The sequence below is a fragment of the Pseudodonghicola xiamenensis DSM 18339 genome (assembly GCF_000429365.1).
In the GTDB taxonomy this organism is placed as follows: Bacteria; Pseudomonadota; Alphaproteobacteria; order Rhodobacterales; family Rhodobacteraceae; genus Pseudodonghicola; species Pseudodonghicola xiamenensis.
Window position 1 is genome coordinate 13,007 of record NZ_AUBS01000002.1, and the last position, 22,511, is coordinate 35,517.

Annotated in this window: 24 protein-coding genes; 5 read left to right on the forward strand and 19 right to left on the reverse strand. The window is 65.1% G+C overall.

Translation table 11 applies throughout. The features are described 5' to 3' along the window. Nucleotides 1–62 precede the first annotated feature (62 nt). From ftsH to ruvC, 13 genes are all read right to left on the reverse strand, one after another. Nucleotides 63–1,973 carry an ATP-dependent zinc metalloprotease FtsH gene (gene ftsH, locus G455_RS0102950; RefSeq protein WP_028092308.1) on the reverse strand — a complete coding sequence of 637 codons (1,911 nt, stop codon included), beginning with the start codon at nucleotides 1,971–1,973 and terminating at the stop codon, nucleotides 63–65. Nucleotides 1,974–2,049: 76 nt separating this feature from the next. After that, nucleotides 2,050–3,282, reverse strand: a complete 1,233-nt coding sequence (gene tilS, locus G455_RS0102955; protein ID WP_051312123.1) for a tRNA lysidine(34) synthetase TilS — start codon at nucleotides 3,280–3,282, stop codon at nucleotides 2,050–2,052. 33 nt (nucleotides 3,283–3,315) lie between these two features. Beyond that, a complete protein-coding gene (gene ybgF, locus G455_RS0102960) occupies nucleotides 3,316–4,152 on the reverse strand; it encodes a tol-pal system protein YbgF (RefSeq protein ID WP_028092310.1) in 837 nt (278 codons plus the stop codon). 18 nt (nucleotides 4,153–4,170) lie between these two features. Then, nucleotides 4,171–4,689 (reverse strand): peptidoglycan-associated lipoprotein Pal, encoded by a 519-nt coding sequence (gene pal / locus G455_RS0102965; protein WP_028092311.1) that lies wholly within the window; start codon nucleotides 4,687–4,689, stop codon nucleotides 4,171–4,173. Nucleotides 4,690–4,763: 74 nt separating this feature from the next. After that, nucleotides 4,764–6,083 (reverse strand): Tol-Pal system beta propeller repeat protein TolB, encoded by a 1,320-nt coding sequence (gene tolB / locus G455_RS0102970; RefSeq protein WP_028092312.1) that lies wholly within the window; start codon nucleotides 6,081–6,083, stop codon nucleotides 4,764–4,766. Next, nucleotides 6,080–7,261 carry a hypothetical protein gene (locus tag G455_RS0102975; RefSeq protein WP_028092313.1) on the reverse strand — a complete coding sequence of 394 codons (1,182 nt, stop codon included), beginning with the start codon at nucleotides 7,259–7,261 and terminating at the stop codon, nucleotides 6,080–6,082. The genes tolB and G455_RS0102975 overlap by 4 nt, the downstream gene beginning before the upstream one ends. Before the next feature lie 6 nt (nucleotides 7,262–7,267). Further along, complete coding sequence (tolR, locus tag G455_RS0102980) at nucleotides 7,268–7,741, reverse strand: protein TolR (RefSeq protein ID WP_028092314.1); 474 nt, start codon at nucleotides 7,739–7,741, stop codon at nucleotides 7,268–7,270. A 3-nt stretch (nucleotides 7,742–7,744) separates the two neighbouring features. Beyond that, complete coding sequence (gene tolQ / locus G455_RS0102985; protein ID WP_028092315.1) at nucleotides 7,745–8,440, reverse strand: protein TolQ; 696 nt, start codon at nucleotides 8,438–8,440, stop codon at nucleotides 7,745–7,747. A 92-nt stretch (nucleotides 8,441–8,532) separates the two neighbouring features. Continuing rightward, entirely contained in the window at nucleotides 8,533–8,934 is a 402-nt protein-coding gene (ybgC, locus tag G455_RS0102990; protein WP_028092316.1) for a tol-pal system-associated acyl-CoA thioesterase, read from the reverse strand. Next, nucleotides 8,931–9,554: a hypothetical protein gene (locus G455_RS0102995; RefSeq protein ID WP_028092317.1), complete on the reverse strand. Its 624-nt coding sequence runs from the start codon at nucleotides 9,552–9,554 to the stop codon at nucleotides 8,931–8,933. Before G455_RS0102995 ends, ybgC begins: the two co-directional genes overlap by 4 nt. A 339-nt stretch (nucleotides 9,555–9,893) precedes the next feature. Further along, nucleotides 9,894–10,922, reverse strand: a complete 1,029-nt coding sequence (gene ruvB / locus G455_RS0103000; protein ID WP_028092318.1) for a Holliday junction branch migration DNA helicase RuvB — start codon at nucleotides 10,920–10,922, stop codon at nucleotides 9,894–9,896. A gap of 110 nt (nucleotides 10,923–11,032) precedes the next feature. Next, nucleotides 11,033–11,719 carry a Holliday junction branch migration protein RuvA gene (ruvA, locus tag G455_RS0103005; RefSeq protein ID WP_028092319.1) on the reverse strand — a complete coding sequence of 229 codons (687 nt, stop codon included), beginning with the start codon at nucleotides 11,717–11,719 and terminating at the stop codon, nucleotides 11,033–11,035. Beyond that, nucleotides 11,716–12,219, reverse strand: coding sequence for a crossover junction endodeoxyribonuclease RuvC (ruvC, locus tag G455_RS0103010; RefSeq protein WP_028092320.1), 504 nt, complete (start codon nucleotides 12,217–12,219; stop codon nucleotides 11,716–11,718). The genes ruvA and ruvC overlap by 4 nt, the downstream gene beginning before the upstream one ends. Nucleotides 12,220–12,560: 341 nt before the next feature. On the opposite strand from ruvC, the gene G455_RS0103015 reads away from it, so the two are divergent. Then, nucleotides 12,561–12,779, forward strand: a complete 219-nt coding sequence (locus tag G455_RS0103015) for a DUF1127 domain-containing protein (protein WP_028092321.1) — start codon at nucleotides 12,561–12,563, stop codon at nucleotides 12,777–12,779. Nucleotides 12,780–12,919: 140 nt separating this feature from the next. On the opposite strand, the gene G455_RS0103020 is transcribed toward G455_RS0103015, so the two are convergent. From G455_RS0103020 to G455_RS0103035, 4 genes are all read right to left on the reverse strand, one after another. Next, complete coding sequence (locus G455_RS0103020; protein ID WP_028092322.1) at nucleotides 12,920–13,264, reverse strand: hypothetical protein; 345 nt, start codon at nucleotides 13,262–13,264, stop codon at nucleotides 12,920–12,922. A 105-nt stretch (nucleotides 13,265–13,369) separates the two neighbouring features. Then, a complete protein-coding gene (locus G455_RS0103025) occupies nucleotides 13,370–14,242 on the reverse strand; it encodes a 50S ribosomal protein L11 methyltransferase (protein WP_028092323.1) in 873 nt (290 codons plus the stop codon). A gap of 84 nt (nucleotides 14,243–14,326) precedes the next feature. Then, nucleotides 14,327–15,562, reverse strand: a complete 1,236-nt coding sequence (locus G455_RS0103030; protein ID WP_028092324.1) for an MFS transporter — start codon at nucleotides 15,560–15,562, stop codon at nucleotides 14,327–14,329. Nucleotides 15,563–15,853: 291 nt separating this feature from the next. Further along, on the reverse strand, nucleotides 15,854–18,034 hold the full coding sequence (locus G455_RS0103035; RefSeq protein WP_407636233.1) for a primosomal protein N': 2,181 nt from the start codon (nucleotides 18,032–18,034) through the stop codon (nucleotides 15,854–15,856). A gap of 112 nt (nucleotides 18,035–18,146) precedes the next feature. Between G455_RS0103035 and fsa the strand changes: the two genes are divergently transcribed. The 4 genes from fsa (at nucleotide 18,147) to G455_RS0103055 (ending at nucleotide 21,489) form a co-directional block, all read left to right on the forward strand. Further along, nucleotides 18,147–18,800, forward strand: coding sequence for a fructose-6-phosphate aldolase (gene fsa / locus G455_RS0103040; protein ID WP_028092326.1), 654 nt, complete (start codon nucleotides 18,147–18,149; stop codon nucleotides 18,798–18,800). Between the two features lie 230 nt (nucleotides 18,801–19,030). Then, nucleotides 19,031–19,741, forward strand: a complete 711-nt coding sequence (locus G455_RS0103045) for a DUF484 family protein (protein ID WP_028092327.1) — start codon at nucleotides 19,031–19,033, stop codon at nucleotides 19,739–19,741. Further along, a complete protein-coding gene (locus G455_RS0103050; protein ID WP_028092328.1) occupies nucleotides 19,738–20,661 on the forward strand; it encodes a tyrosine recombinase XerC in 924 nt (307 codons plus the stop codon). Before G455_RS0103045 ends, G455_RS0103050 begins: the two co-directional genes overlap by 4 nt. A 123-nt stretch (nucleotides 20,662–20,784) precedes the next feature. After that, nucleotides 20,785–21,489, forward strand: coding sequence for a CDP-alcohol phosphatidyltransferase family protein (locus G455_RS0103055; protein WP_028092329.1), 705 nt, complete (start codon nucleotides 20,785–20,787; stop codon nucleotides 21,487–21,489). Nucleotides 21,490–21,503: 14 nt separating this feature from the next. Here G455_RS0103055 and G455_RS0103060 read toward each other — a convergent pair whose 3' ends face one another. Both G455_RS0103060 and G455_RS0103065 read right to left on the reverse strand, forming a co-directional pair. Beyond that, a complete protein-coding gene (locus tag G455_RS0103060; protein ID WP_028092330.1) occupies nucleotides 21,504–21,971 on the reverse strand; it encodes a hypothetical protein in 468 nt (155 codons plus the stop codon). 73 nt (nucleotides 21,972–22,044) lie between these two features. Next, the gene (locus G455_RS0103065) at nucleotides 22,045–22,503 is read right to left on the reverse strand and encodes a methylated-DNA--[protein]-cysteine S-methyltransferase (RefSeq protein WP_028092331.1); all 459 of its coding nucleotides are present in this window, start codon (nucleotides 22,501–22,503) and stop codon (nucleotides 22,045–22,047) included. Nucleotides 22,504–22,511: the final 8 nt, after the last annotated feature.

Sequence of the window (22,511 nt, forward strand, 5' to 3'; positions counted from 1 at the left end):
CCGCAGCAAAGAAAACGGCCGGGCACTGAGCCCGGCCGTCTGTCTCGTTCATCTTCCGGCGCTCAGGCGCTCGGTTCCGGTTCCATACCGCCGTCGCTGGGCGGGGTCTTGGGCTTGGTCTTCGGGATCGACGTCAGGCTGGCCGTCCCCTGCCCGTCGCCATTGGTGTCGTCGTCGACATTCGGCGGCTCGCCGTTCATCACCCGCTTGATCTCTTCCCCGGTCAGCGTCTCATATTCCAGGAGACCCTGTGCCAGACGTTCCCAATCGTCGCGCTTTTCGGTCAGGATGCGCATCGCCTCTTCATAGCCTGTCTGGATGAAGCTGCGCACCTCTTCCTCGATCAGTTCCTTGGTATGGGCCGAGACCGAGAAACCGGCGGTATTGCCGCTGTAGCCTTCATGTGCCTCGGCATAGTCGATATTGCCGACCTTGTCGGACATGCCCCAGCGCATCACCATGGCCCGCGCCAGCTGGCTGGCCTGCATGATGTCGCCCGAGGGGCCGTTCGACACGTGGTCTTCGCCGTACTTCAGGATTTCCGCCGCCTTGCCGGCCATGGTCATGGCAAGCTTCTGCTGGCATTCGTCCTTGTGATAATTCAGCCGGTCCATCTCGGGCAGGGAAACCACCATCCCCAGCGCGCCGCCGCGCGGGATGATCGTCGCCTTATAGACCGGATCGCACATCGGCAGGCTGAGGCCGACGACAGCATGGCCGGCCTCGTGATAGGCGGTCTTTTCCTTCTGGTCCTGGGTGAGGACCATCGAGCGCCGCTCCGCCCCCATCATCACCTTGTCCTTGGCGTTCTCGAAATCTTCCATGGTGACGAAACGCCGACCGACCCGGGCGGCCATCAGCGCGGCCTCGTTCACCAGGTTGGCCAGATCGGCACCGGAGAAGCCCGGCGTGCCGCGGGCGATGATGCGCAGATCGACATCGGGGCCCAGCGGGGTCTTGCGGGCATGTACGCCCAGGATCTTTTCACGCCCCTTGATGTCGGGGTTGCCGACGGTGACCTGACGGTCGAACCGGCCCGGGCGCAGCAGCGCGGGGTCCAGTACGTCCTTACGGTTGGTCGCAGCGATGATGATCACGCCTTCGTTGGCCTCGAACCCGTCCATCTCGACCAGCAGTTGGTTGAGGGTCTGTTCGCGCTCGTCATTGCCACCGCCATAGCCGGCGCCCCGGTGGCGGCCGACGGCGTCGATTTCGTCGATGAAGACGATGCAGGGCGCGTTCTTCTTGGCCTGCTCGAACATGTCACGCACGCGGGATGCACCGACCCCCACGAACATTTCCACGAAGTCGGAGCCGGAGATGGTGAAGAAGGGAACCCCCGCCTCGCCGGCGATGGCGCGCGCCAGCAACGTCTTACCAGTGCCCGGAGGGCCCACCAGCAGCGCGCCTTTCGGGATCTTGCCGCCCAGGCGGCTGAACTTCTGCGGGTTGCGCAGGAATTCGACGATCTCTTCCAGTTCTTCCTTGGCCTCGTCGATGCCGGCGACATCGTCAAAGGTGACGCGGCCCTGTTTTTCGGTCAGCATCTTGGCCTTGGACTTGCCGAAGCCCATCGCGCCGCCGCGGCCACCGCCCTGCATCCGGTTCATGAAATAGACCCAGACGCCGATCAGCAGAATGAACGGCAGCAGGGTGATCAAGAAGGACTGCAGCCCAGATTGCTGCTGCTTCTCGGCCCGGACCGGAACCTTGTGCTGGATCAGCAGATCGGTGATCTGCGCGTCCTCGGGCTTGATGGTGACATAGTCCTGCCCATCGGTGCCGCGGAAACGGACCTGTTCACCGTCCAGAGTGACCGAGCTGACCTCATTCCCCTGAACCGAGCTGATAAAGTCGGAATAGGTGATCTCGCGGCTTTGCAGGGTGGTACCGGACCCGCTGAACAGGTTGAACAGCACCAGGATCAGCAGGAACAGCACGACCCAGAAGGCGATATTACGTAGGTTGCCCAAGGAAACTCTCTCCTAAATGCGCGGCCACTGGGGCGACCGTCGGTTCCCGCATAAAATAGACATCATTGGATGAGGTTCAATGCGATAAAAGCCCCGCGCGAAAGCCAGCCGCGCCATTTTCCAGACGAAGCGTCCCGCTCTGCCCCATCCCGGCCAATGGTGCCGCGATCAGCCGCCCCCGCAGCCAGAGCGCCGGAGTGCCCTCAAGCACCGCGCCGGGCAGCCCGGACGCGCGCCGATCGGGACACTGGGCCAGCCCCTCGGGGCCAAGGGCGGCGATCTCCGCCCCCTCCGGCGCGCGCCCCAGAAAATGCCAGCGCCCGTCCCAAAGCCCCGTCGCCGGGACCCGATGATCGCGCACGGCATTGTATTCGCGACACACCCAGACGGTGCCGCGCCGGATCATCACCCTGCAACCGCACAGTGCTCCCGCCCCGCCCTGGCGCAGATCGGCCAGCAGTTGCGCGACCGGCGCCCGGCGCGGCGGATAGCCCGCCCCACCGATCCAGCCGATGGCACCAGCGATCAGCCGGCGGGCGATCTCTTCGGGCAGCAGAATAAAGCCGCGCGCCTCGAAAGCCACGGCGCCGGCGCGAATCTGCGCCAGCTCTCCGGCCGCCTGGAAAGCCGCCCACCCCAGCGCCTGATCAACGCGCGCCATGTTGTCGGCCACATCGCCCAGAGACTGGGCGGTAATGCCCAGCGGCGCCAGCTCTGCCAGAACGGCACGGGCGCGCACGCGGGTGTAATGTTCGTCTTCATTCGATGGATCTTCGGCCCAGCCCAGCCCCTGCCGGCGCAGATAGGCCCGCAGATCAGCGCGGGTCAGGCCCAGAAGCGGGCGCAGCAGCAGCAGGCCGTCGCGCAGGCTTTGCCCCGCCATGCCGCGCAACCCTGCGGGCCCGGCAGAACGGCCCAGCCGCATCAGCAAGGTTTCCGCCTGATCGTCGGCGGTATGGCCCAGCGCCAGTGCCGAGACACCCCGCCGCCTTGCCCAATCCGTCATCAGGCCATAACGCGCCTGCCGCGCCCGGTCCTGCAGATTGCCCTGCCCGTCCCAGCCGCGCCAGCGCAGGATGTCATGTGGAATTCCGAGAGTTTCGGACAATCGCCCGGCCTCTTCGGCCTCTTGAGCTGCCTCGGGACGCAGCCCATGATCGACGGTAACGGCAAAAAGCCGAACTGGGGCGCGCGCGAGACACCGCTGCAGAAGATGCAGCAGCGCCACCGAATCGCCGCCGCCCGATAGCGCGATGCCCAAGCTTTCCGGCAGCTCCGGACCCAGCGCGGACCGGACAACGGACATCATCTCGTTGTCTGGACGGCTCACCGGGTCACGAGCTCACTGACAGTTCAGCGCCGTCATCTCCGTTTGGGCACGGCTGACGAAGCTGGAGGCCGGGAAACGCGCACTGACCTGACCAAGAGTGACACAGGCCTGCGCCCCCTGCCCAAGCCGCCCCAGCGCGGCGCCCAGCTCAAACAACGCCTCAGGCGCGGCGGGGCCGGTATCCTCGGCGGTGAAGGCGGCCAGATAGGCCCGGGCCGCCTCTCGGGTGTCCCCGAGCGCATCCAGGGCATGGCCGCGGTTCAGACTGGCCCGCGGCGACAGCGGGCTGCCCGGATAGGTTTGGTTGAACGCCGCGTAAAGCTCGGCGGCGCGGGCATATTCCTTGCTGTCATAGGCCGCGGTCGCAGCATCGAAATCGGCCTTTTCACCCACCGCAAGCTGGCTTTCGTCCACCTCGCCGGAAGGGGCGGATTTGACCGCAGCCGGCGCTGCAGCCTCGGCCGGCATCTCGCCGCCCAGTGTGGTGGTTTCCTTCAGTTGAGAGACATCGCCCCCTTCGAGTTCGACCAGGCGGAATTCGAGATCTCCAATCCGGTTGGTGCCGTCCTCGACCACCTGGTTGACCCGGTGGTCGAGCTGTTCGGTCTTGGCCGTCAAGCGCTGCAGCTCGCTCTCGATATCGGCGACGCGCTCCAACACGGTATTGCCCGAGATCTGGGTCTGCGGCGCCCCGGTGGTGGACAGCTCCCGCTTGAGGCGCTGGACCTCGACGTAGAGAACGTTCAGCTCCTGCCGGATATCGGCAAGCGTCTCATCCCCCGCCGCGCTGACCGGCAGGGCACGCCCGACGATCAGCGCCGACAGGGCCAGCAGAACCAGAACACGCATCACCGATCCTCTTTCGTCTTACCCGGTCAGCCCGGAGGCCAGCACAGTCACCGCACGGCGGTTCTTGGCATAGCAGCTTTCTGCGCTGCAAATCTCGAGCGGGCGTTCCTTGCCGTAACTCACCGTCTTCAGGCGGCTGCCCGACACGCCGCGCGAGATCAGGTATTCGCGTACCGCATTGGCACGGCGGGCGCCGAGCGCAAGGTTGTATTCCCGGGTGCCCTGTTCATCGGCGTGACCTTCGATCACGGCGGTGAAATCGGGATTCTTGGTCAGCCAGTCCGCCTGGGCGGTCAGGGTGGCGCGGGCTTCGTCGCTCAGGCTTTGCTGGTCAACGGCGAACAACACACGATCACCGACGGCCTGCTGGAAATAGGCGGCGGAATGCGGGTCCGAGGGCAGGCCCGAGGCACCATTGCCATAGCCGCTGCCATAACCGCCACTGCCGTCGCCATACATGCCTTCATTCTTCGCATTCGAGCAGGCCGCCACTGCCGCGACAGCACAGGCCAGCATCGTAAACTTCAGGGATTTCATGCCGATTGCCTCTCTGGAATTCTTAGTCTTGCCTGCGTTTCTATCACAGGCGGGGGATGTTGTGAACGTGGGCATCAGTTCTGCAAGGGCGACCATGACGGATCAGACGCCCCGCCCGGGGTCCGCACGGGACGCAGATTTCGCCCAGTGATGTCGACAGTGTAAAGCGTCGCCTGGCCGGCGGCGCCCTTGCTTTCACGGGTGAACATGATCACCCGGCCATTGGGTGCCCAGGTCGGGCCTTCATCCAGGAACGACGCAGTCAGCAGCCGTTCCTCGGAGCCGTCGGTACGCATCACACCAATGTGAAACCGGCCCTGGTTCTGCTTGGTGAAGGCGATCATGTCACCGCGCGGCGACCAGACCGGCGTGCCATAACGGCCCTGGCCGAAACTGATCCGCCGCGCTTCGCCGCCACGCGCCGGCATGATGTAAAGCTGCTGGGTGCCGGACCGATCGCTTTCGAACACGATCTGGCTGCCATCGGGCGAATAGCTTGGCGCGGTTTCGATCGACGGCGCATTGGTCAACCGGGTCTGCTGCCCCGAGGCGATGTCCATTTCATAGATATCGGTATTACCGCCCTGCTCCAGCGAGAACACCACCGTGCGCCCGTTCGGCGAGAACCGCGGCGCAAAGCTCATGGTGCCCTCGCGGGTCTCCAGCACCCGACGCTTCACCTGCCCCACATCCAGCACATAGATGCGCGGAAAGCCGGTCTCGAAACTGGTATAGAGCACCCGATCGCCGGTGGGCGAGAACCGCGGCGCCAGCACGATCGAGGCACTATCGGTCAGATACTGCACGTTGGCGCCATCGTAATCCATGATCGCCAGCCGTTTCTTGCGATCGTTCTTCGGCCCGCTCTCGGACACGAAGACAACCCGGCTGTCGAAATAGCCACCCTCGCCGGTGATCCGGCTATAAACCGCATCGGCCACCTTGTGGGCCATCCGCCGCCAGCCCTCAGAGGTGCCGGAGAACTGCAGCCCGCTGCCCAATTCGGCACCGGAAAACACATCCCAGACCCGGAACCGCACCGTCAGCCGGCTGCCCGAGACGGACACCGCGCCAGTGATCAGCGCCTGCGCATTCACCGCCTTCCAGTCGGCGAACTGGATGGGCGCGTCGAAATTATCGATCTTGCTGATATAGGCGCTGGCCGGGACCTCTCGGAACAGGCCGGTTCCCGACAGGTCGGCGGCGATCACCCGCCCCAATTCGCGCGACAGATCTGCCGCGGCCGGGGTGTCGGGCACAAAGTCGGGCACCGCGTAGGGCATCGGTTCGATCACCCCTTCGGTGATCTCGATCCGCAGGGGGCCGTTCTGCGCCGCGGCCGCCTGGGTCAACACTGCCCAGCCCAGCAAGACAGTCAGCAGAAGTCTGGTCATTTGATCCGCATCCTCTCCGGATTGAATGTCATCTCAATATCGCGCCACTGGTCGTATTTGTCTGCCGGCAACGTGTATCCTTTCGACCCGCAGCGGATGATTGCCCGCCGCGCGGCATCGAATGCCTGTTTTGCCGATCTTTCATCGCCACCGGAACTGTCGACCATCCGGATCGTGCCGATTTCGGGCTTACCGTCCGGTGTTAACGAAACCGCGACAGTCACCGTGGTCGAAAGCGCTGCCGAAGACAGCGACCCGACGTTCCAGCAGGCCGAGACCGCGACGCGCAGCGATTCCTTCTCGCCCGCGCTGAGCGGCGGGCCGGCCGGGGCGCCGCGCGCCGGAGCACGGGTTTCGCCCGCCCCTCCCATTGCCTCGGCCAGGGCCGAGGCCACACCGCTACGCGTCGCGGCGCTTTCCGCCGGGGTTGCCGGTTTCGGCGTCTCGGGCTTGCTGACCGCCGGCTTCGGGGTCTCCGGCTTCGGAGTGTCTGGCTTGGGCGCCTCCGCCGCCGCAGTCTCGACCGGCCCCTCGGGCCGGCGCTGTGGCCGGGTTGCCGGCCGCGGCGAGGCGCTCGGTGCCAGAGCCTGCGGTTCGGGCTCCCTGGTGGTCTCGGGCGTAATCTCGGTCACGGCCTCTTCCGGCGCCGTGGCCTGCTGCTGCTCGCGCGGTGTCTCGACCGAAGGCGCGGCCTCGGCGATCACCTCCTCGCGCAGCACGGGATCAGGCTCCGCCTCAGGTGGCGGCGGCGCGATGGCCTCGGGCGCCACCCGTTCGACCCGGCGTGCCGGCGGACGCGGCGCTTCGGCCACGACCGAGGCAGTCTCGTTCGGGGCCGGCTGCTGCACTGGTGCGACTGGCGGCGGCAAGGGGGCCGGAACGGGCTCTGGCTCTGGCGCAGGCTTCGGCGGGATCGGTCGCGTCGGCGGGGTTTCCGGCACAGGCTCAGGCGCCGCCACCTCGGTGTCGGGCGCAGGCGTGGCCTCGGGCATGCTCACCTCTGCGGCAATGGCCGGCGGGGCTTGCTGCGCCGAAAGCGCGGCATATTCCTCGGCGCTGATCACGGTCACGTCCTGCACCTCGAAAGGTTTCGGATCAGACCGGAACACGCCCCCGAGGAACGCCCAGCCCAGCAGCGTCACATGGACGACCGCCGAAATTTTGGTGCCTGTCTGCACCTTCGCTCACCCGGCCTTGTCCAGCGTCGGCCCGCCGGTATCGGTTACCAGTCCGACATTGGAAAACCCGCCTGCGTTGAGCGCGCCCATCACCTGCATCACGGTCTCATAGGGAATGGACCCGTCGGCGCGCAGATAGACCCGATCGCTGCCGCGCTCGGCGGCAATGGCGCGCAGCTTGCCGATCAATTCGTCACGGGGCACCGGCGTGGTCTGGATCTGTATCTCACCCGCCGCAGTAATGGTGACTGTCAGCGGCTCTTCCTGTTCGCTCGGCAGGGCGCTGGCGGCAGTCTTCGGCAACTCGACCGGCACCCCCACGGTCAGAAGCGGCGCGGCCACCATGAAAATGATCAGCAGAACCAGCATCACGTCGACAAACGGCGTGATATTGATCTCGGCCATCGGCCGTGCCCGGCGCCGACCGCGCCCGCGGCGGCGCCCGCCGCCCGCGTCCTGCGCCTGAACCCCTGCACCCATGGATCAGGCGTCCAGCTGACGGCTGAGGATGGTCGAAAATTCATCAGCGAAGGCCTCATAGCCGCCGATGATACGATCGCTGTCCGCGCTCAGCTTGTTGTAGAAAATCACTGCCGGAATCGCCGCCAGGAGCCCCAGCCCAGTGGCCAGAAGCGCCTCGGCGATGCCCGGCGCCACCACGGCAAGGTTGGTGTTCTGCTGCGCAGCGATCTGGATAAAGGCGTGCATGATGCCCCAAACAGTCCCGAACAATCCGATGAAGGGCGCGGTCGAGCCGACGGTCGCCAGCACCGGCAAGCCCTTTTGCAGCGCCTCCGCCTCCTTGGCGATGGCCACATCCATGCTGCGATCAATCCGGGCATGTGCCCCGGCGATCAAGCCACCATCATTGCGATGCGAGCGCCGCCATTCCACCATGCCCGCGGCAAACACCCGCTGCGCCCCGCCCTGGGGCTGCGGTCCGATCTCATCGAACAAGCCATCAAGCGGCTCGCCCGACCAGAAGGCCTCGTCAAAGGCCGAGCCCTCCGCCCGCGCGGTGCGATAGCCGATAAGTTTCTGAAAAATGATCGACCAGGACCAGAAAGAGGCGAGGATCAGAACCCCCATCACCAGCTTCACGATCAAGGTGGCCCGCGCGAAAAGAGCCCACAGCGAGAAATCCATCTGCTGCGCCAGCGCCAGAGTGTCTGCTTCCATAAGCCTGCTCATGTCTCCTAGGCCGGATTCTGCGCCGGCCCATTTGTACTGAGTCTAGCGCAGTCTGTGGATAAAAGCCATTCCCCCCGCGCCTACTCCAGGTCCGCCTGCAACAATGCGCGAATCTCCGCTGGCAGGCGCACCGGCTTGCCGGCGGCATTCATGCAGACAGCCAGAACCGAGGCGGTAAAGATCGGCTGATCCCCCCGTTTGACCACCTGATCCATGGTCAACCGCACCCCCGACAGCTCCCGCAGACGGGTCTCGACGATCAGCTCGTCCTCGAATTTCGCGGTCGCCAGATATTCCGCCTCGATCTTACGCACCACCCAGACGATGCCCGCCTCGCGCATGGCGTTCTGATCGTTGCCGAGCTGACGCACCCAATCGCTGCGGGCGCGTTCGATATAGCGCAGGTAATTGGCGTGATAGACGATCCCGGCCATATCGGTATCTTCGTAGTAGACCCGAACGGAATAGAGATGTGCTGTCATAGGGCAGGCTCCATCCGGGCGAACAGACGCAACGCATGGGCCGGATCGCGCGCCACCGACGGCAACACGGGATCATAACCCGCCCGGATCAGCCCGGCGACCTCCGGGCGCAGAATGATGGTGTCCCCCGCTACGGCCAGGGGCGAGCGATCCCGAAACGCCCCCTCCGACCAGAGCAGGAAGACCTGCGCCACTTGCGCCAGGGCCAACTCCTCGGCCGGCAGCCGCGACAACGCCTTGTCCATCCGCAGAAAGACAAAGGCCGCCTTGATCGCCCCCTCGGCATCGAAGCGAAACACACGATACTGATTGGCTCCCTCGGCCTCGAGACGCGCCACCAGATCGGCCAAGCCCGGCAACAGACCGTCAAGCCCCGGAACCTGCGGCAGCTCGGCCCAATCACGGAAGAAAAAGACCATGCAGTTGCTGCCCAGCTCGGCGTCGGTCTCGGCCAGCTTGTGACCCGACAGCGCCGCCAGCGCTTCGAAAGCCCCCTTGACGACACTCAATGTCTCATCCTCGACCCCGAAGACGATGGGGGCGATCGGCCGGCCCCAACGCGCAAATAGGAATTCTCCGCTCTCGCGGGTGAACAACGCCTCGATCTCTTGCGGTGTCACTTCCGGGCCTCCTTATTCGTCCCCCAGTCCTACCGCTCCGCGCCCGCGCCCGCAACCGAGGCGCCGCATCGCGGCAATATGGCGCTGCCTTCAGCTTCTCTTCGTCCGAAATACGGCTGCCGGAGGCACGCCCCGCAGGGGCGTTTCACCCTTTCGGCGGAAGCCGCAGCCCTGCCCCCTGCTCCAGAAGCCCCCCCCCCTGGCTTGCATGTCCCCAACCGATCAGCGTCAGCCAGGCCGCCGCCAACTTTCAACGGCTCCCCAGTTAGCGAGCGCGGCCGAAGCGGACGGCGGAGATGCACGCAACCTGCCCCCTGACGATCTTCGCCAGTTCCGCCATCACTTGCCGAAAAGATCGCTTTGCCGCCCGGAGGCGGGCATCGGCAACCCCAGATGATCCCAGGCCTTCTGCGCCAACATCCGGCCGCGCGGCGTGCGCTGGATCAGCCCCTGTTGCAGCAGATAGGGTTCGATCACCTCTTCCAGCGCATCGCGGCTTTCCGACAGTGCCGCCGACAGGGTTTCTATCCCCACCGGGCCACCGGCGTAATTCTCGGCGATCAGGCCCAGATAGCGCCGGTCCGCCCCGTCAAGACCGATCGGGTCCACCCCCAACCTGGTCAGCGCGCTGTCGGCCAATTCGCGCGAGATGGTGCCATCGCCCTCGACCACCGCGAAATCGACCACCCGCCGCAGCAGCCGGCCGGCGATCCGCGGCGTGCCCCGCGCACGCCGGGCAATCTCGCGGGCGCCTTCGGGATCGGCCGGCGCGCCCAGCTTGCGGGCATTGCGGGTGACGATCTCGTACAGCTCGTCCTCGGTGTAGAATTGCAACCGGGTCGGAATACCGAAACGATCACGCAGCGGCGTGGTCAACAGCCCCATCCGCGTCGTCGCCCCGACCAGGGTGAAGGGCTGAAGCTCGATCCGCACGGTACGCGCCGCCGGCCCCTCACCGATCACCAGATCGAGCTCGTAATCCTCCATCGCCGGATAGAGCACCTCTTCCACCGCCGGATTCAGCCGATGGATTTCGTCGATGAAGAGAACGTCGCGCGCCTCGAGATTGGTCAGAATCGCCGCCAGATCGCCGGCCTTGGCCAGCACCGGACCCGAGGTCATGCGGAAATTCACCCCCAGCTCGCGCGCCATGATCTGCGCCAGCGTGGTCTTGCCCAGCCCCGGGGGACCGTGAAACAGCGTGTGGTCCATCGCTTCGCCACGCTGGCGGGCGGATTGGATGAAGATGCGCAGGTTCGCCCGCGCCTCGGCCTGACCGATGAAATCATCCAGCACCTGCGGGCGCAGCGCGCGATCATTATCCTCGGGCAAGGGCTCGGGTCGCAAAGTGGGGTCGGGGTCGGTCATCCTGTCGTCACCTGCGTCACAAGTTCCGCCCGGCGTTTACACCGGGCCGCCACCGGCCGCTCCCCCGGTCCAATATGGCCTGGTGCAATATGGAAAAGATCCGGCATCCCCTATCCCTTCGGCGCCAGGAGCTTCAGGGCCGCCCTGATCAGCGCGGCCTCATTTGCCTCGGGGTTGTCTCCGGCGACCTCCGCCACTGCGGCCGCGGCCTCCGACGGGCCGTAACCGAGGTTCGACAGGGCAGACAGCGCATCCGCCTGCGCGCTGGCCGAGGTCGCGCGGGGCTTGGCGGCGGGCTTTCTGGGCGCCCTCCCCGTCGGCTCGACCACATCGACCACCGGAGCAGGCTCCGGCCCGTCCATCGCTTCGACGACGGAACCGCCCAAAGCCATCACCCCCGGCGCCTTGTCCTTGAGATCCAGCACGATCCGCTGCGCCGTCTTCGGGCCGACCCCCTTGGCCGCCTTGACCGAGGCCCAGTCTCCCAGAGCGATGGCGCGACCAACGCCATCGGGCCCCAGCGTGCCGAGGATCGCCAGAGACACCTTGGCGCCGACCCCCTGCACGCTCATCAGCAGGCGGTGCCATTCCTTTTCCACCAACGTCGGAAAGCCGAAAAGCTGCATCAAATCTTCGCGTACCACCAGATCGGTATAGAGAGAGACGGCCTCCCCCACAGCGGGCAGAGTGGCCAACGTCCGGTCGGAACAATAAACAAGATATCCGACCCCACCGACATCGAGCAGCACATGATCCTCGGCCCGGTAGCCGATCCGCCCGGTCAGCCGCCCGATCATGCGCCCACCTCGCGCAGACGCATCGCACCATGGGTGCCGCCGTAATAGGCATGACAGATCGCGATAGCGAGCGCATCGGCCGCATCGGGCCCCGCCGGCTCGCACCCGGGGAGTTGCAGCTTGACCATGTGAATTACCTGTTCCTTTGCCGCATGCCCCACACCAACCACCGTCTTCTTCACCCGGTTGGGAGCATATTCCCCAATCCTGAGCCCGCCCTGTGCAAGCGTCAGCAGCGCCGCCCCCCGGGCCTGCCCAAGCTTCAGCGTCGCCACCCCATCCTTGTTGACGAAAGTCTGTTCGATCGCAGCCTCGTCCGGGGCGAAATCGCCGATCACCCGGTCCAGTTGCCGGTGCAGCGACAGCAACCGCGCGGCCAGATCATCCGAGGCCTGAGACTTGCACAACCCGTTCGCAACGTGCCTGAGCCGCCCGTTTTGCGATTCGATCACGCCCCAGCCAAGGGTTCTCAACCCCGGATCAATGCCCAAAATCCGCATGCCTGCCCGGCTCCGCCCGGTATTGTTGCTTTTTGGATGCAGTAGCACGAAAGGCGAACATCGTCCAAGAAATTCGGCCCGCCAAAAAGCTCGGAGAAGATTTCCGCGCAATATCGCACGATACGCTCGTTTCTTCGACCACAAGACCCGCCGCATCGAACACACGCCGGTTTCTTCGCAGTTTCGCAGGCTGTTTCACAGCGCTTCGCTGCAACGCAGAAGTCATGCACAAATCGCATATGAACTATGCAGACAGCCCAGATTGCGCACTCAATTTGGTCAGATTATGTGCGCCGCAGAAACGAAACACACTTCACTCTTGTTAAGAAGGACCTGGTCAAATGGCTGCATTCGACTCCCACCGCACTACCTATGGCTCGGCCGCCCTGTTCGGCCGTATCGGCGCTGTTATCTGCAACGTGATCGCCGCTGTTGCATCCTGGAACGACACCCGCGTTACTCGCAACGCGCTCTCTGCTCTGAGCGATCGTGAGCTGGAAGACATCGGCCTGAATCGCGCCGACATCGAGTTCGTCGCCCAGCGTAAAGCACTGTCGTAAGACAGGCCCAAAGTGCTGCGGCCCCGGGCTCCGGGGCAAAATCGAAACGCCACGCGACCAGAGAAGTCGCGCGGCGTTTCCTTGTTTTTAGGGGGCCCCACCGCAATCCGGCGCTTGGCGACCTGGGAAAGGTGGAGAATTCAGAACGTCCAGCTGCGGATTTCCTGCGCGACCCGGTCCGACAATGGCTCACGCCGCATGACCCAGGCCCCTGCGGCCTCTGCCAGAGTGCCCCGCGCCAGACGATCGACCCGGCTGTCATAGGTTACCGGCCCGACAGCTGCGATCAGCCCCGCCTTGAACAACAAGAACACAAGCAGGCAAAGCACCAGCCCCTTCAGCGGCAGGCCCGACCGGCGGCGACGCGGCGCGGCGATCAGCAAACCGTCGGCGCGCAGACAGGCATCGGCACCGTGCCGCAGTGCCTGACGCTTGCGGTTCAACCGCTCCACGCGGTGATGAAACTCGATCTCCTGATGCACCACGGCGGCCTCTCCTTTGAGAGCCCCGCTTGTCGGTGGGGCAAAGGTCAGGCTGAAGTATGGCAGAAATCGAGCAATTATCTCAAATTATTCTAAAACCCGCCCGATTTACGCCGTCTTTTGCAAAAGCAGCGTAGTCCAGTCACCAATCCTTTCGTCTTCGACGAAATTGACACCGGATTGGAAATAAACCTCACGCACTTCATCGGCTTGCTCATTCAACAGCCCCGACAGGATCGCATAGCCGCCGGGACGCAGATGCGCCGCCAGATCAGGGGCCAGGGCGACCAGCGGCCCCTTGAGGATATTGGCAAAGATCAGATCGTAAGGCGCGTTTGCCTCGATATCGGGATGAGCGAAGCCGGCGGCCTCGACGCAATGCACCTGCCCCTCCATGCCATTGGCCTTGAGGTTGGCCTCGGCCACATCCACCGCGACTTGGTCGATATCGCTGGCGATGAAGGTGCCGTCCCAGACCCGCGCCGCGGCCATGGCCAGCACGGCAGTGCCGCAGCCGATATCGGCAACCTTGTCGGCCTTGAACCCTTGCGTCACCAGCCGGTCCAACGCACGCAGGCAGCCCAGAGTGGTGCCGTGGTGGCCGGTGCCAAAGGCCATTGCGGCCTCGATCAACAGCGGAATGCGGTCGGCGGGCACTTTGTCGGCATCGTGGCTGCCGTAAAGGAAGAACCGCCCGGCCTCGACGGGGGCCAGTTCGCGGCGCACATGGGCAACCCAGTCGGTTTCCGGCAGTTCCGAGATCGCGAAATCCTTCGCGCCATAGGCCGCCGCCAGCAGCGCCAGTTCGACCGTATCGGGGCTTTCGGTGAAATAACCGCCGACTTCCCACAGGCCCGACCCGTCCTCAAGTTCGAAGACACCGACGCCGGTAGGTTCGGGCTCCATGCCTTCCATCGCCTCGGCCAGCGCCTCGGCCTGTTTCTTTCCGGTCAGGGTGGTCAGGGCGGTAAAGGTCGGCATCGGAAACTCCTGATAACTGTCGCGCCGGGCCTAGGGCCGCGCGGGCGCGACGTCAAGCATGCTGCGCGCCTCACCGGATGACAGCTATTCCGCGGCCGACGGTGCCAACCCACGGCTCAGCCGGGTTTCATGCCCCGGCTCGGGGTGCCGCGGCACCAGCAGTCCAAGGCAGAGCGACACGCCCGCCATTCCCGCCGCCAGTCCGAAGACCGCACCCGGCGAGACCATCCACAGATAGCCCAACGTCGCCGGCAACACGACCGCCGCGATGTGGTTGATGGTAAAGGCCACCGCCGCAGTGGGGGCGATATCGGCCGGATCAGCGATCTTCTGGAAATAGGTCTTCAACGCCAGCGCCATGGCAAAGAAGATATGGTCGATCACGTAGAGCGCGGCGGCCAGCACCACGCCCCAGCCGAAGAAATAGATGCCACCATAGGCCAGGAACACCATCACCAGCCCGGCGTATTCGAAGATCAGCGCCCGCCGTTCGCCCCATCGGATCACGGCACGCCCCACCAGCGGCGCGAAGATCATGTTCGCTACGAGGTTGATCATATAGAGCGAGGTGACTTCATGCACGTTGAAGCCGAAACGTTCGACCATCATGAAGCCGGCAAAAACCACGAAGATCTGCCGCCGCGCCCCGGCCATGAACTGCAGCGCGTAATAGAGCCAGTAACGCCGGCGCAGCACCATCTTCTTGCTTTGTACCGTATCCGCCTTGAACTGCGGGAACAGCAAATAGGCCAGCACTGCCACCACCGCCGTGGCGCCACCAGCCACCATGTAGACGATGTTATAGGTCAGCCCCAGGGGCTCCCACAGCAGCACGATCGCCGCATAGGAGACCAAGGTGGCCCCCGATCCCGCCGTCAAGAGCCAGCCCAGCATCTTGGGCGCCCGATCCTTCGGCAACCATTGCAGTTGCAACGACTGGTTCACCGTCTCGTAATAATGAAAGCCGATCGAACTGAGGAAGGTGATGATCAGAATGCCACCGAGCGAGGGGAAATAGGCGGTCAGCGCCGTCGCCACCCCCAGCAGGACAAGAGATATCACTGCCAACACCTGTTCACGCACGATCAGCAGCACGGCGATCACGCCAATTGCCAGGAACCCCGGTATCTCGCGGATCGTATGCAGCCAGCCGATATCGCTGCCGTTGAACCTCGCCACTTCGATGACGAAGTTGTTCAGCAGGGCGGACCAGGTGGAAAAGGCCACCGGCATTGCCAGGGCCATCAGGAACAGCAAAGCGGCGGGACGACGCCAGAGCGGCAGCTCGCGGGCCTCGGCAAGGGTCACGACAGGTCTCATGAACTCGCTCTTACGCCGGTTTGCAAGATCTGACGAGATGCAAAATGATGCGTCGCGCAACATGATGCTTTCGACATGCATTTTCCCTCTCCTTCCGGCGATCGAGGCCGGCCGGGAAACAAGGCGCCCTGACATCTGCCGCACCGCCATGCCGGCGCCCGGATGCAAGGCAGCCGATGAGGGACTGAAAGCCCAGCCTATCTGCCAACGAGCCAACGGCAGGCTGCGGGAGCCTCCGGCGGGGATATTTCCAGCCAGAAAAAGGCGGCAGCTCTGCGAGGGCCGGAGCGGTCAGAGAAAGCTCTGCGGGTCGATATCGACGGCGAGGCGCAGATCGCCCTTCAGACGCAGGGGCGCCAGCCAGCGGCTGATCGCCTCTTGCAGCGGCGCCCCCTTGGCGGCCTTGATCAGCAACCGGATGCGATGGCGACCACGGACCCGGGCGATCGGCGCCGGCGCCGGACCGAAGACCTGGGCGCCGATCGCCCGCAGGGGCGCATCGTTGCGCGCCAGCGCATTGCCCAGATCGAAGACCGCCGCCAGATCGGAGCCGGAGATCACGATACCAGCCATCCGCCCATAGGGGGGCACGCCGGCGGCCTGACGTTCCGCCGCCTCAGCACGCCAGAAACCTTCCTCGTCGCCCGAGAGGATGGCGCGGATCACCGGGTGCTCCGGCTGGAAGGTCTGCAACAGCGCCAGGCCCGGCAGCTCCGCCCGCCCGGCGCGGCCAGCGACCTGGCGCATCAGCTGGAAGGTATGTTCGGCGGCACGCAGGTCCGATCCCTGCAGGCCGAGATCGGCGTCGATCACCCCCACCAGGGTCAGGAGTGGAAAGTTATGACCCTTGGCGACCAGCTGGGTGCCGATGACGATATCGGCGGCGCCGGCGGCGATCTCCTCGATCTTCTCCTTCAGGGCGCGGGCCGAGCCGAAGAGATCGGAGCTGAGCACCGCCAAACGCGCCTCGGGGAAAGCCGCCGCCGCCTCCTCGGCCAGCCGCTCGATACCAGGGCCCACGGGGGCGAGCTTGCCCTCCACCCCGCAGGAGGGGCAGACGGTCGGCATCGGCTTGGTCTCGCCACATTGGTGGCAGATCAGCCGATTCTGGAACCGGTGCTCCACCATCCGCGCGTCGCAGTGATCGCAGCCGATCTGGTGGCCGCAGGCGCGGCAGATGGTGACCGGGGCATAGCCGCGACGGTTGAGAAACAGCAGAGACTGTTCGCCCGCCTCCAGCCGCGCCCGCACCGCCTGGCGCAGGCTGGGGGAAATCCAGGTCGAGGGCTGGAGCTTTTCGGCGCGCATGTCGATGGCGCGCATTTCCGGCAGCACGGCAGCACCGAACCGCGCCTTAAGGTCGAGCCGGTCGTATTTTCCGGCCTCGGCATTGGCCCAGCTTTCCAGCGACGGCGTGGCGCTGGCCAGCACCACCCGGGCGCCGGCGCCGGCAGCGCGCAGCACCGCCATGTCGCGAGCATTATAAAGGACACCGTCTTCCTGCTTGTAAGAACTGTCGTGCTCCTCATCGACGATGATCAGCCCCAGTTCACGAAATGGCAGGAACAGGGCAGATCGCGCCCCGACCACCACCTGAGCGCCACCCTGGCCGATCATGCGCCAGATGCGGCGGCGTTCGGTCATGGTCACACCGGAATGCCATTCGGCGGGACGCGCGCCAAAGCGCGCCTCGACCCGGGTGATGAAGCCGGCGGTCAGGGCAATCTCGGGCAATAGCACCAGCGCCTGCTTGCCCATCGCCAGGCATTCGGCGACTGCCTCCATATAAACCTCGGTCTTGCCCGATCCGGTCACCCCCTTGAGCAGGGTGGTACCGTAACGCCCCGATCGCAGATGTTCGCGCAGCGCGGCGGCGGCAGCGGCCTGATCCTCTGTCAGTTCCTTGCTGGGCAGGCTGGGGTCCATCGGCGGAAACGGCAGATCGCGCGGAGAGTCCTCCTCCCGCACGGCGCCAAGCTTGACCAGCCCCTTGATGACCGAGGTGGTCACACCGGCCATTTCCGATAGTTCATGCAGAGTGAAGGCGAGCCCGCCGTATTCCTCCAGCACCTCGAGCACCCGGCGGCGCGCATCGGTCATCCGGTCGGGAGCGGCACCGCCCTTGCGGTAAATCTTGCGCATCGAGGGCGGATCACCCAACCCCGGCGCCCGGGTCGCCAGCCGGAGCATCGCCGGCATCGGTGTCAGCGTGTAATCGGCGGCGCGAGTCAGGAAATGGCGCAGCTCCTCGCGCATTGGCGCGGCGTCGAGCACCCGGTTGACGGGGCGGATTTTCGACCGGTCGAAATCGCCGCGCCCCGGCCCCCAGACCACGCCCAGCACCTTGCGCGGGCCCAGCGGCACCTCGACGAAATCGCCGGTGACGCAGCCGCCCTCGGGCGCGCGGTAATCGAGCGTGCGGTCCAGCGGCTGGGTGGTCTGCACCGCCACCAGATCGCCTTGGTCGAACATGTCCCGCTCTGCCGCCATAATCCGTCTTCCGCCCGCCGCCGGGGCTTTTCGCATTCCGCCCTATGGGGTAAAGCCAAGCTGAACCAAGGCCAACCCATCAAAGGAGGCACTTATGAAATTCTTCGTCGACACCGCCGAGATCGACGCCATTGCCGAGCTGAACGAGCTGGGCATGGTGGACGGGGTCACCACCAACCCGTCGCTGATCATGAAATCGGGCCGCGACATCCTCGAGGTCACCAAGGAGATCTGTGATCTGGTCTCGGGGCCCGTCTCGGCCGAAGTCGTCGCCACCGAGGCCGACGCGATGATTGCCGAAGGCCGCAAGCTGGCCGAGATCGCCGAGAACATCGCCGTCAAGGTGCCGCTGACCTGGGACGGGCTTAAGGCCTGCAAGGTGCTGTCGGGCGAAGGCCGCATGGTCAATGTGACGCTCTGCTTCTCGGCCAACCAGGCGCTGCTGGCCGCCAAGGCGGGGGCGAGCTTCATTTCGCCTTTCATCGGGCGGCTGGACGACGTCAACCTCGACGGTCTGCAACTGATCGAGGATATCCGCTCCATCTATGACAACTACGGGTTCGAGACCGAGATCCTCGCCGCCTCGATCCGCACGGTGAATCACATCACCGAATGCGCCAAGATCGGCGCCGATGTGATCACCGCGCCGCCCGCAGTGATCAAGGCGATGGCCAGCCACCCGCTGACCGACAAGGGCCTGGCCACCTTCATGGCCGATTGGGCCAAGACCGGCCAGAAGATCCTGTAAGACAAAGGGCCCGCGCAGGCGGCCGGTTCCGGCCTTCTGCGCGGGCTTGGCGCCCCTCGGTGCCGCGATAGCCTGGGGCCGTTGCCCCCAGGCGGGCGTCCTTTCGCCGGCAGCAAGGTCCCGACCCCACGACTGCGCATGGTTTCGCCAGACCCAAGTCCGGACCTGCAGTTTTCCCGGGCAATCCCGGAAACCCATGCTATAACGCCTCCAGACGACACGAGGCCGACATGAGCAGTAGCCCGAAACTCGATGATACTCTCCGCGCGGCGATCATTGCCCGTCCCGACGCGATTCTCGAAGACCGCGATCTTATGCATGCGCTGATCGACGCCAACGAACGGTCAATGGGCGGCAATATCGTCGACCTGCGCGGCATCGCCATGGACCGGCTGGAGGCGCGGCTCGACCGGCTGGAGGATACTCACCGCAGTGTCATCGCTGCAGCCTATGACAACCTCGCCGGCACCAACATCATCCACCGCGCCATCCTTCGCCTGCTGGAGCCGATGGAATTCGAGGTCTTCCTGCGGGATCTGGGCGGCGAGGTGGCAGAGATCCTGCGCATCGACGCGATCCGGCTGGTGCTCGAATCCAACGAAAACGGCACTGAAGATCCGGCGATCAGCCGGCTCGACAGTGTACTTACCGTGGCCGAGGCCGGCTTTGTCGACCGCTATATCAGCCACGGCCGCCCCAGCCAGCCGCGCCCGGTGACCCTGCGCCAGTTGCAGCGCGGGTCGGACCGGCTCTATGGCCCCGCCGCCGACTGGATGCGATCCGAAGCCTGCCTGCGGCTGGATTTCGGCGCCGGGCGGCTACCCGGCCTGCTGGTGATGGGATCGGAAGACCCGCATCAGTTCACCCCGCAACATGGCACCGACCTGCTGGCCTTCTTCGCGGGGGTCTTCGAACGCAGGATGCGCCTCTGGTTGGCATGAGCCTCGAGATCTCTCCGGCCTGCCGCGACGCGCTGCAGCACTGGCTGGATCGCCAGGGCGCGCTGGCCGATGCCTCGGATCATACGCTTGCGGCCTATCGCACCGATGTGGCCGGCTTCCTGTCGTTCATGGCTGTCCATCGCGGCGGCCCGCAGGGGCTGGGGGCGCTGGAGCGGGTCACCACACCGGAAATCCGCGCCTGGATGGCGCAGGCCCGCAGCACCGGAATTTCCGCCCGCTCACTGGCCCGCAAATTGTCCGCGGTGAAAAGCTTCTATCGCTGGCTGGCCGAACGCGAAGGGTTCGATCCAACCGCCGTGCTGACGGCGCGGGCTCCGAAATTCCAGAAGAAACTACCGCGGCCATTGGCCCCCGACGCCGCACGCGCGGTGATCGACACGGTCGAGATGCAATCACAAACCCCCTGGGTCGCGGCCCGCGACGTGGCGGTGGTGACGCTGCTCTACGGCTGTGGGCTGCGTATTTCCGAGGCGCTGGGGCTGAGCGGCGCTGACGCCCCCTTGGGGCCGTCACTGCGCATTCTGGGCAAGGGACAGAAGGAACGCGTGGTGCCGGTACTGCCGGCGGCACGCGGTGCGGTCGATCATTACCTGAGCCTCTGCCCTTATTCGAAGGAGCCCGCCGCGCCGCTGTTTCGCGGCGTTCGGGGCGGCGCGCTGAACGCCCGCAGCATCCAGGGCGTGATGGCGCAGGTACGGATGCAGCTGGGCCTGCCCGCCACCGCCACGCCGCACGCCCTGCGCCACAGCTTTGCCACCCACCTGCTGGAGGCTGGCGGCGATCTGCGTGCGATTCAGGAACTTTTGGGCCACGCCTCGCTCTCGACCACGCAGGCCTATACCGCGGTCGACACCGCCCGGCTGATGGAAGTTTATGACCGGACCCACCCCAAGGCGTGACGGCAGCACCGCGCCCCCGAGCCCCCCCCCAAGAGGCAACGCCCCGACGCGATGCCGCGACTGCCCAGGTTTTCCCAGTCGCAATTGTTTGCGCTTTTTCCCGATCTGCGGCATGACGGGGTCATGACTCCACAGATCCGCGCCCTCACCGTCCACCTCTTCACCGCCACCGGCGCGGTCTTCGCAATGCTGGCGATGCTCGCCGCAGTTGAGGAGAAATGGAGCCTGATGTTCCTCTGGCTGGTCGTCGCCTTCTTCGTCGACGGCATCGACGGCCCGATGGCGCGCCGCTATCATGTCAAACGCTTCGCCCCCGAATTCGACGGCGTGCTGCTCGATCTGATCATCGACTATCTGACCTATGTGTTCATCCCGGCCTTTGCCCTGTTCAAATCCGGACTGATGGATGGCTGGACCGGTTGGGTGGCGATCATCGTGATCACCTTCACCAGCGCCATGTATTTCGCCGATACCCGGATGAAGACGAAGGACAATTCCTTCAAGGGCTTTCCCGGCTGCTGGAACATGGCAGTGCTGGTGATCTTCGCGCTGGAGCCGAATTTCTGGCTGATTCTGGCCTTTGTCGCGGCCCTGGCCGTGGCGATGTTCCTGCCGCTGAAATTCGTCCATCCGGTGCGGACCGAACGCTGGCGCGCCGTGACCCTGCCGATGGCCCTGGCCTGGACCTTCTTCGCCGGCTGGGCCGCACTGGTCGATTTCCACCCTGAAAGCTGGGCCCATTGGGGGTTGTTGCTGACAACCGTCTACCTGCTGTTCGCCGGCATCGCCCAACAGGTGATCCCGGCCCGCCATGGGCAGACCGGGTAAATTCCATCACCGGATCAAAGGACATCCTCGATCGTGATGTCCTTGCCATGGAAGGTAAAGCTTTCGCCCGCCTTCAGTCCGGCCATCGCCTTGTAGATCGGGCTTTCTTCGGAGATCCCCATATAGGTCACCCCGTCGACGTCAAAGCGGTGGGTCGAGACCACGACGATCAGGCATTTGCCGCCGAAGGACACCACCGCCCCGGGCGCAACCACATCGGTCGGGGCGAAATCCATGTTCTCGATCACGTCGATCTTGGCGTGATGGGTCATCACCGGGTGATCGAAGGCCGCCGCCAGATCGGCGCTTTCGCGCGAGGCGGCCAGATCGCCGGTGTCATGTTCTTCCCCCGCGCCCAGAATGCTTTCCTTCACAAAGGCTTCCTGATGCGCTTCGGCTTCTTCAAGCTCGTTCGCCTCCAGCGCCATCAGCTGCTCCACGATCACCTTCTTGCGTGCCGCGCGTTCTGCCGTCTCGCTCATCTTGAGTATCCTTCTCCTCGGAATCTCGCCTAACCTGCTGTGCGGCGGCGACAAATGCAACGGGGATCGGTGCTCAGATCAGAAAGCCGCCCGCGCCCTCGTGCCGCAGCAGCGCCAGCTTGGTCTCGACCCCGCCGGCGCCAGAGAACCCGGTCAGACGGCCACCGGCGCCCATTACCCGATGGCAGGGGATCAGCACCGGGATCGGATTTCCACCGCAGGCACCGCCCACCGCACGCGCGGGCGCGCCCAGCTCTGCCGCGATATCGCCATAGGTTCGGATTTCGCCGAAGGGGATCGCCGCCATTGCATCGCAGACAGCGCACTGAAAGGCGGTTCCCTCAACTCGCAGCGGCAGATCGAAACAGATCAACCGCCCGGCGTCATAGGCCGCAATCTGCGCCGCAGCCTCGCGCAACAGGGCACTTTGCTCCCCCTCTGCCTGAGCGTCCCAGGTCACGCGCACGATCGCTTCGCCCTCCGCCGTGACGGAAAGCACACCGAACTGCGTAGGGACCCGGATCGTTGCCATACCTCAGC

What these genes read in the sequence shown, in the direction of transcription:
- tilS (WP_051312123.1), bottom strand. Translation starts at nt 3,282, where the DNA reads ATGATGTCCGTTGTCCGGTCCGCGCTGGGTCCGGAGCTGCCGGAAAGC.
- ybgF (WP_028092310.1), bottom strand. Translation starts at nt 4,152, where the DNA reads ATGCGTGTTCTGGTTCTGCTGGCCCTGTCGGCGCTGATCGTCGGGCGT.
- pal (WP_028092311.1), bottom strand. Translation starts at nt 4,689, where the DNA reads ATGAAATCCCTGAAGTTTACGATGCTGGCCTGTGCTGTCGCGGCAGTG.
- tolB (WP_028092312.1), bottom strand. Translation starts at nt 6,083, where the DNA reads ATGACCAGACTTCTGCTGACTGTCTTGCTGGGCTGGGCAGTGTTGACC.
- tolR (WP_028092314.1), bottom strand. Translation starts at nt 7,741, where the DNA reads ATGGGTGCAGGGGTTCAGGCGCAGGACGCGGGCGGCGGGCGCCGCCGC.
- tolQ (WP_028092315.1), bottom strand. Translation starts at nt 8,440, where the DNA reads ATGGAAGCAGACACTCTGGCGCTGGCGCAGCAGATGGATTTCTCGCTG.
- ybgC (WP_028092316.1), bottom strand. Translation starts at nt 8,934, where the DNA reads ATGACAGCACATCTCTATTCCGTTCGGGTCTACTACGAAGATACCGAT.
- ruvB (WP_028092318.1), bottom strand. Translation starts at nt 10,922, where the DNA reads ATGACCGACCCCGACCCCACTTTGCGACCCGAGCCCTTGCCCGAGGAT.
- ruvA (WP_028092319.1), bottom strand. Translation starts at nt 11,719, where the DNA reads ATGATCGGGCGGCTGACCGGGCGGATCGGCTACCGGGCCGAGGATCAT.
- ruvC (WP_028092320.1), bottom strand. Translation starts at nt 12,219, where the DNA reads ATGCGGATTTTGGGCATTGATCCGGGGTTGAGAACCCTTGGCTGGGGC.
- G455_RS0103015 (WP_028092321.1), top strand. Translation starts at nt 12,561, where the DNA reads ATGGCTGCATTCGACTCCCACCGCACTACCTATGGCTCGGCCGCCCTG.
- G455_RS0103025 (WP_028092323.1), bottom strand. Translation starts at nt 14,242, where the DNA reads ATGCCGACCTTTACCGCCCTGACCACCCTGACCGGAAAGAAACAGGCC.
- G455_RS0103030 (WP_028092324.1), bottom strand. Translation starts at nt 15,562, where the DNA reads ATGAGACCTGTCGTGACCCTTGCCGAGGCCCGCGAGCTGCCGCTCTGG.
- G455_RS0103035 (WP_407636233.1), bottom strand. Translation starts at nt 18,034, where the DNA reads ATGTTCGACCAAGGCGATCTGGTGGCGGTGCAGACCACCCAGCCGCTG.
- fsa (WP_028092326.1), top strand. Translation starts at nt 18,147, where the DNA reads ATGAAATTCTTCGTCGACACCGCCGAGATCGACGCCATTGCCGAGCTG.
- G455_RS0103045 (WP_028092327.1), top strand. Translation starts at nt 19,031, where the DNA reads ATGAGCAGTAGCCCGAAACTCGATGATACTCTCCGCGCGGCGATCATT.
- G455_RS0103050 (WP_028092328.1), top strand. Translation starts at nt 19,738, where the DNA reads ATGAGCCTCGAGATCTCTCCGGCCTGCCGCGACGCGCTGCAGCACTGG.
- G455_RS0103055 (WP_028092329.1), top strand. Translation starts at nt 20,785, where the DNA reads ATGACTCCACAGATCCGCGCCCTCACCGTCCACCTCTTCACCGCCACC.
- G455_RS0103060 (WP_028092330.1), bottom strand. Translation starts at nt 21,971, where the DNA reads ATGAGCGAGACGGCAGAACGCGCGGCACGCAAGAAGGTGATCGTGGAG.
- G455_RS0103065 (WP_028092331.1), bottom strand. Translation starts at nt 22,503, where the DNA reads ATGGCAACGATCCGGGTCCCTACGCAGTTCGGTGTGCTTTCCGTCACG.